This window comes from Acidobacteriota bacterium, assembly GCA_012517875.1.
Lineage (GTDB): Bacteria > Acidobacteriota > JAAYUB01 > JAAYUB01 > JAAYUB01 > JAAYUB01.
The window spans coordinates 1-2,329 of record JAAYUB010000045.1; the positions used below are offsets into that span (position 1 = coordinate 1).

Below are 2,329 nucleotides of genomic sequence, written 5' to 3' on the forward strand. Positions count from 1 at the left end.
ACCTGCGGCTATCCGGTATCCGCGGCGCCACCGGCGGCCGCCCCGCCGCCGGCGTACGCACCGTCACCGGCTTACGCACCGCCGCCCGTAGCGGCGCCTCCCGTCCGGACGGCCCCGGTTCCCCCGCCCCAGCCGGCCGTCTACGCCCCGGCGCCGGCGCCCCCGGTCCCGGCCGGGCCGCCGCCGCTGCCGATCACCCAGCCGGTTCAGCCGCCGGCGTCGCTGCTGGACGACGCCATCTTCGAGAAATCCGTGGCTTCGCTCTGCCCGGAGTGCGGTCACCCGCTGGACCCGGGCGCGCGCTTCTGCATCACCTGCGGCCGGCCGGTCGCCTGATCAGGGAGCGGAGCTCGGACATCGGACATCGAATATCGGACTTCGAGTATCGGACTTCGGATATCGAGCCTCAGATCTCGTGCTCGTAGTTCGTCATCGCACTCGTAATTCGTGATCGTAATCGTCATCGTACTCGTAACCCGGCGGAGCCGGGACCAAAGGGGCATGATGGTGAACTTCAGCTCAGTGCCGCGCACCTGGGTTTCCGGCAAGCCCGTCCAGTTTCAAAGACAATAGCCAGGCGCAGCCGGGCAGCGCCTGGGAAGCCGGTTATTTTTACCCGGCGCGCCCCTGCACAGGGGCGCGGGGAAGCGTAGGGTCCGCCGACACTCTTTCCTCGCGCCCCGTACCCGGGGCGCGGCGCGTCAACTAGTTGGCCTTCCAGGCGCGGCCCCGCGTTCGCGGGGCTGCGCCTGGCTATTTTCGTCGTGATTGCGGAGACGGTGCCGATCGATGAACGGCTGGTTGGACGAGTGAATTCCAGATGCCCTTAATCAATGGGTTCCGGCTTTGCCGGCTTGGGATTACGATCACGAATTACGATTACGAATTACGAGTACGACCCGCTCTCACGACGCATCATGAAACTCCCCCTATCTCCCATCTCTTATCTCTTATCTCCTATCTCCTATCTCCCAACTGTTTACTGTTTACCATCCCCCACAACCGCTCCCTGAGCCCCGAGGTGCGGCGGACGCGGGCCGCTGCGGCGGCCGCGAACACCGCCGGGGCGGCCAGGATGTCCACCGCCTGCCGCGCGCGGGTCACGGCGGTGTACACCAGCTCCCGGGTGAGCACAGGATTCTCGCGGTCGGGCAGGACCAGCAGCACCCGGTCGAACTCCGAGCCCTGGCTCTTGTGCACCGTCATGGCGTACACCGTCTCATGCGCCGGCAGCATGGCCGGCAGGAAGCGCCGCGGAGGACCCTCCCCCTCCGGCGGGAAGAACACGCGCAACGCCCCGTCCGCGTCGGGCCGCACGAGGCCGATGTCGCCGTTGAACAGGCGCAGGTTGTAGTCGTTGACGGTGACCATGACCGGGCGGTGGGCGTACCAGGCGCCGCCGGGCGGCCGGATCACTCCCCGGGCGGCGAGCACGTTCTCGGCCAGGCAATTCAGCGCCGTCGCGCCGTAGGGTCCGTCGCGCACGGCACACAGGATGCGGAAACGCCTCAGCGCCTCCAGCGCGGCGAGCGGATCCGCCACCGCCGCGCACGGGGCGAACCCGTCCTCGATGACGGCCGCCAGCGCCGCTGCCAGTTCTCGCGGCGGCGGCAGGGGCAACCATCGGATCTCCGCGTGCGTCGCGAACAGCGGCTCAAACGCGGACCAGCTCGCACCGGCGTTGACGGCATGGCATAGGGCGCCGATGCCGCCGTCGGCGGCGAAGCGGTAGCTGTGTCGGAGCTGGACCAGGCAGTCCTGCAGCGGCCGGGCGGCCGGGTCGGCGTGCCCCTCGGCCAGCACGCGGTCGCCCGTCGCGGCGGCATAGCTGTGCGCCAGCGCCGGGCGGAAGCGGTTCTCGGCCGGCGCCGCGCACAAGTCGCCGAGGAACGCGCCTGCCTCCACCGAGGCGAGCTGGTTTTTGTCCCCAAGCAGCACCAGCCGGGCGCCCCCGGGGAGCGCCTCCAGGAGGCGGGCCATCAAGGCCACATCCACCATCGATGCCTCGTCCACCACCAGCACGTCGCACGGGACGGGGTCGGTCGCACCGCGCGCGAACGCCCCGCTGCCGCGGGCGCCCAGCAGGCGGTGGATGGTCTGGGCCGGCCGGGCCAACGCCCGCTCCTTCACTGCCGCCGCTACGTCCAGCCCCGCCAGGACGGATCGGAGCGCCTCGTTCATTCGCGCGGCCGCTTTGCCCGTGGGCGCCGCCAGGGCGACGATCCGCTCCGGCCGCTGCTCCAGCAGCAACGCCAGGATGCGGGCCGCCGTGGCCGTCTTCCCCGTGCCGGGCCCGCCGGAGATCACGCATAACCGCCGGGTCGCCGCG

2 protein-coding genes are annotated in these 2,329 nt (G+C 70.4%); one reads left to right on the forward strand and one right to left on the reverse strand.

The annotated features are described in order from the left end of the window. On the forward strand, window positions 1-336 hold a 336-nt coding region (locus tag GX414_05595; protein NLI46564.1), incomplete at its 5' end, for a zinc ribbon domain-containing protein. A gap of 621 nt (window positions 337-957) precedes the next feature. Here GX414_05595 and recD read toward each other — a convergent pair. Continuing rightward, the coding region (gene recD, locus GX414_05600; protein NLI46565.1) for an exodeoxyribonuclease V subunit alpha at window positions 958-2,329 on the reverse strand (1,372 nt) is incomplete at its 5' end.